Origin of the sequence: Arthrobacter sp. H14, from assembly GCF_000520495.1 — a bacterium.
Taxonomy (GTDB): Bacteria; Actinomycetota; Actinomycetes; order Actinomycetales; family Micrococcaceae; genus Arthrobacter_C.
Genome location: NZ_KI914625.1, coordinates 3,256 through 8,080, shown reverse-complemented (window position 1 = coordinate 8,080; position 4,825 = coordinate 3,256). Strand labels below are relative to the sequence as shown.

At 63.8% G+C, this 4,825-nt stretch carries 6 protein-coding genes and 1 pseudogene; 4 read left to right on the top strand and 3 right to left on the bottom strand.

What is annotated here, in order from left to right; all coding sequences use genetic code 11:
- Nucleotides 1-277: 277 nt before the first annotated feature.
- The gene (locus Y707_RS32565) at nt 278-823 is read right to left on the bottom strand and encodes an enolase C-terminal domain-like protein (RefSeq protein ID WP_253905043.1); all 546 of its coding nucleotides are present in this window, start codon (nt 821-823) and stop codon (nt 278-280) included.
- 85 nt (nt 824-908) lie between these two features.
- Nucleotides 909-974 (bottom strand): annotated as a pseudogene (locus Y707_RS33400) (hypothetical protein); the annotation flags it as partial.
- 369 nt (nt 975-1,343) lie between these two features.
- Here Y707_RS33400 and Y707_RS0103720 point away from each other — a divergent pair.
- The 3 genes from Y707_RS0103720 to Y707_RS0103710 all read left to right on the top strand — a co-directional run bounded on the left by Y707_RS0103720 (nt 1,344) and on the right by Y707_RS0103710 (nt 3,564).
- Nucleotides 1,344-2,177 (top strand): flavodoxin family protein, encoded by an 834-nt coding sequence (locus tag Y707_RS0103720; protein ID WP_026534092.1) that lies wholly within the window; start codon nt 1,344-1,346, stop codon nt 2,175-2,177.
- Nucleotides 2,178-2,333: 156 nt separating this feature from the next.
- Nucleotides 2,334-2,489 carry a hypothetical protein gene (locus tag Y707_RS30450; protein ID WP_155852691.1) on the top strand — a complete coding sequence of 52 codons (156 nt, stop codon included), beginning with the start codon at nt 2,334-2,336 and terminating at the stop codon, nt 2,487-2,489.
- A gap of 313 nt (nt 2,490-2,802) precedes the next feature.
- Nucleotides 2,803-3,564: a GMC family oxidoreductase gene (locus Y707_RS0103710; protein ID WP_026534091.1), complete on the top strand. Its 762-nt coding sequence runs from the start codon at nt 2,803-2,805 to the stop codon at nt 3,562-3,564.
- On the opposite strand, the gene Y707_RS31200 is transcribed toward Y707_RS0103710, so the two are convergent.
- The gene (locus Y707_RS31200) at nt 3,561-3,926 is read right to left on the bottom strand and encodes a hypothetical protein (RefSeq protein ID WP_051441615.1); all 366 of its coding nucleotides are present in this window, start codon (nt 3,924-3,926) and stop codon (nt 3,561-3,563) included. The genes Y707_RS0103710 and Y707_RS31200 overlap by 4 nt on opposite strands.
- Nucleotides 3,927-4,001: 75 nt before the next feature.
- Here Y707_RS31200 and Y707_RS0103700 point away from each other — a divergent pair, with 75 nt between their 5' ends.
- A complete protein-coding gene (locus tag Y707_RS0103700) occupies nt 4,002-4,367 on the top strand; it encodes a hypothetical protein (RefSeq protein ID WP_051441614.1) in 366 nt (121 codons plus the stop codon).
- Nucleotides 4,368-4,825 lie beyond the last annotated feature (458 nt).

The following is a 4,825-nucleotide window of genomic DNA, read 5'->3' as shown; positions in this document are numbered from 1 at the left end:
AGGACCGCAGGCCGGCGCCTACCTCGGTGATGGCGCCAACCTGCTCGCCGTGGCGGAGCTCGAATTGGCGTCCCGATGGTGCTCTGTGCATTTTTTGATCCAACCTCATTGTGGGCCTCTACTTTACCCGGAATTGCCCGGTGTCACTGCTGCGCAGGGTCAGGCCGTTACCCGGGGCCGATGCATCCGGGGTGATCGCGCCTCCCTGCAGGTCCAAGGTGCCGTCGAAGAACGTTGATTCAATCCGTACATGGTCGTGGAACCATTCCAGGTGCCGCTAGTTAGGGGTGGCGGCGGCGACGTGTGCATGCAAATGCGGGCCGCAACGACCGGAAACCTCCAGCCCGTGGGAGGCGGCCACGGCCGCGGCGCGGATCCACTCGGTGATGCCGCCGCAGCGGGAGGCGTCGATCTGCAGGCAGTCCACCGCCTCCGCCCGGCGCATTCGCTGGAAATAGTACAGATCAAAGCCGTACTCCCCCGCCGTCACGTCCGCGCAGACTGCGTCGCGGATCTCCCGCAGCCCCGCCAGATCGTCGGAGGATACGGGTTCCTCGACCCACCGCACGTCCAGGTCGGCGGCAGCGTTCAGCACCCGGATCGCTTGTTTGCGGCTATAGGCGCCGTTGGCATCGACGAAGAGTTCGACGTCATCGCCGATGACCTGGCGCGCCTGGCGCATCCGGGACAGGTCGCGCCCTGGATCGGCGCCCGATTCGCCGATCTTGATCTTGACCCGGGGGATCTGCTGAGCGTTGGCCCAGCCGCCGATCTGCCGGGCCAACTGTTTCGGGCGAATAGGTCGTGAAGCCGCCGCTGCCATAGACCGGCACGCTCTCCCGAACCGCCCCCAGCAGACGGTGCAGCGGCAGGTCCAGCAACCGGGCTTTGAGGTCCCACAGCGCGATATCCACCGCCGAAATGGCGTAGCCGACGGCTCCCTGGCGGCCGCTGTTGCGCACGGCCTTGACCATCGCGTCCCAGCGCGATTTAGAAGTAGACGAGGGGTATCGGCCACATTCCTACTTGGACGGCCGAAGATGAGCGGAGCACGCCACCGAGCGTTAACAGAACAGCGTTACATGCCGCTGCGATTCACAGACAAGACCAGGCCGACCAAGCCGACCGGAAGGTTCACGACGGCAAGGCAAACTCGGGCCAGCGGGCAGCCGTTCGGCAAAAGCAATGAACACAGTTCCGGGCATCCGGGTGGGCCCCCTGCTCGCTCCCCCGCCGGACGGTAACAACACGGCTCCGGTGAAACCCACAGCCCTGATCAGAGGTGGCAGACTAGGAGGCACCGGCCGACACCCACGGCCAGGCCCATTCCGAAGGAGTCGCTCATGGATGCACCCCGCTACGAGAACCTGAATGCCCTGCTCATCAATTGCTCCCTTACCTCCGACCCGAACCGTTCCCACACCGGCCGGCTCTTGGACGTGGTCGACCACCTGATGTCCGGCGCCGGCGTGCAGGTGGACCGCCTGCACGCGATCAACCACGACATCGCCCCCGGGGTGCAGCCTGACATGCGTGAGCACGGGTGGGACAGCGACGAGTGGCCCGAGCTATGGCCCCGCGTCCAGGCCGCCGACATCCTCGTCCTGGGAACCCCCCTCTGGTTGGGTGAGGGGTCCTCCGTATGTCGGCGGATCATCGAACGCCTCTACGCCATGTCCGGTCAGCTCAATCAGGTCGGTCAGTCCGTCTACTACAACAAAGTCGGCGGCGCGGTAATCACCGGCAACGAGGACGGCGTCAAACACACCTCCATGTCGTTACTGTTCGCCCTGCAGCACCTCGGACTGACGATCCCGCCCCAGGCGGACGTTGGCTGGATCGGCGAGGTCGGCCCCGGCCCGTCCTACGGTGACCCCCGCGACGGCCAAGAACCTGTGGGATTCGACNGCTGGATCGGCGAGGTCGGCCCCGGCCCGTCCTACGGTGACCCCCGCGACGGCCAAGAACCTGTGGGATTCGACAGCGCGTTCACCCGCAGCAACGCCACCATCATGAGCTGGAACCTCATGCACACCGCCGACCTGCTGCGCCGGGCTGGCGGCCTGCCCAATTACGGCAACGACCGCAACGCACTGCAGGAGGGCGAGGTGTTTGGGTATGTCAAGCCGGAGCCGATAGCAGGCACCGCCACATCCACACACAAAAAGGAGACCTGAGATCGCGGTCGGCTGATCACTGCCTGATTCCCGCCCGATTCCCGCCCATCCCCTTATCGGCTCTACCGTCAGGAGTAATCAGTACCTCAGCAGATCGCCACCCCGAGGGGATAACGTCAGCAGCAAGGTCAAGGACCAGAAGGAACACCAGTCCAGATGAAGGTTCACAGAGAGGTATGCGGCAGACAGGCCCATCTCTTCAGCTTCCTGTGCAAGAAGGATGCATTTTTCTTTCCGACGCTCGACGGCTTTTTCATTCGCCGCCCCCGCTTCGGAATTATCATCCTCATCGGTGCGTTCGCCAAGTTTTAGCGGTCCCTGATGGGGGAGCGTCAGCGAGAAGGCCTTGCCCTTGTACAGAAACGCGGCGTATACCGTGGTCGGACTCCTTCCCTAAACGCGGTTCGCGCAGTCAAGCCCCCGGCGACGGTCATGCGGAACTTTATTGCGTGAGAAGGCAGCCGCTGGTGTCCCGAAAACAACACTCGCGCGTCGGTTCGGGAGCAGCCGCGAAACCATGTACGCATACCTCCGCAGAGGCGCCGTGTGAGCGGCAGGGGGTTCGATGTCGTGTCGCAACTGCCGGTGGGTTAGGGCCGAGTTTGCGGGATGATCGCTGGGCGCGTTGTGCGAATTCCTGCCGCTGCCGGAGAACCGCGTCATTCTTTCCGATGAGTGGGACCGGCACGGGCTGCCGGTCGCGCACTTCAACTATCCCCGGTGCGAGAACGACAAGGCGCTGATGCGGGCCGCCCGATTGGTAATGGAGGATATCCTGCACGCGGCCGGGGCGGATGAGGTCATCACCATCGACCGCTATGCCCACCTTGTGGGCGGCGCCAGGATGGGCGCGGACGAACGGCACGGCGTCGTCGACGGCGACTGCCGAAGCTTCGCGGTTCCCAACCTCTACATCACCGACGGCAGCGTGCTGCCGACCGAGGGCAGTTCCAACCCGTCGCTGACCATCATGGCCGTCGCGGCCCGCGCCGCCGACCGGCTGACCCGAATGATCGATCCGATGGTCGACTCGGTGGACGTGAGCGTATTCACCATATCGACGGATGCACCGGAAGCCGACGGCACGATCGCGTGGGAGTCCACCACCATGATTCCGGTGCGGATAACCGCCGGCGGCACCACGGGCATGGGCTGGACCTATGGCGCCGCCGCATGCGGGCAGATGGTCAGCGACGTCCTAGCCCGATCGTTAAGGGCCGCAGCGCCCTCGATATCGGCGGATGTCTCGCTTGTCTCCTTCATTCGAGGTCACCGGCCGATGTGGGATCCGTCGGACTGCGGACGCATCACCTGCCGGCCATCTCGGCAAAGGATCCTTTATCAAGACGGAACGGCCGGCGACGGTGGGTTGCAACTGTTAACTTAGTCTGGCGGCTTTTTCACAGTTGGGAATGGCGGTTCCTGATGACGTCGCCTCGGGGATTTCCCCGCATGGCACAGTAAGCGGTCCGTGGGATGAGGTCCAGGACCGCCAAATGAACTGTCACAAACCCGCCATTTCCAACTGAGAGTCACCGCGTCGTCGGTGGCGCTAGATTCCAGCCAGCGCACCGTGGCCAGCAGTGTGGCGATCTTCTTCTCGTACGGCAACCGGTCAAGCTTGGTCGCCGTCTCGTTCCTGCCCTCCTTCGCCAGAGCGATCAACCGCCGCTTGGGCACCCCGGCCACATCCACCTCGCCCAAGTGCAGCCCAGCGATCTCCGATACCCGGTTCAGCGCCATGACCATGGCGCGCCCGGTCGTGTTCTTCCCCGCCTTGCGCTACATCTCCAACTGCGACGTCACACCCGCCGCGGGATTCCCGTGCCCCGCCTCCTGTCGACCGGGAACGCACGCGTCTACCGGGATCTCAGCACCGCCCTGGAGTTCAAAAGGGCCGGTGACGAGGTCGTCGTGATGTTCGACGGGTCCGGCGTCGAAAGCTTGGCAGCGGTCTCGGACTCTTCCCACAAGATGAATCCGCTCCTGGAAGAGCTTAAAGACAACGTCATCGGAGCGTGTAATCTTTGCGCGCGCTCCCACCGGGCCATCAAGCCCATCAAGCCCATCAAGCCCATCAAGCCCATCAAGCCCATCAAGGATGCAGGATGGGCACTGCTTGATGAGAACAACGGCGAAGCCAGTGTCCGTAAGTTTGTCGTCGAGGGCTATCAGATCCTCAACTTCTAAGAATCGGTTTCAACAGTCCTTTCGGTGCAGTTGCCGGCCGCGGATGATGCTGATAGCCGGAGCGGAAGTTGTCAAGGCATTCGAGGCCAGTGGGTGTTAGGCAGCGTGGACCGAGGCCGGGGGCTGGTCGATGAACTCCTCGCCGTTGAGCACTGCCAGCACCCGGGCCCGCTCACCGTACTCACGGCCGGTGCGACGGGCCACGGTGGCCCGCGGGACCCCGGTCAGGTCCGCGGCGGGCCCGGGTGGTCACTCCCGCGGCGGTGAGTGCGGTGTAGTCTCCCATCAGTGCCTCTTGCGTGGCTGCTCGGTGTCCGCGCTCTCGGAGATCTGCTACCAAGATCGCGTGTGCTTTTCCTATGATCTCCAATGCGGTCTCCGTGGTCGCCAGCTTCTTGTGTGTGATCGACTATTTGTAGGCCGTTTCAGCTAGGAAATCCAGCCGAGTTAGTGGCTGC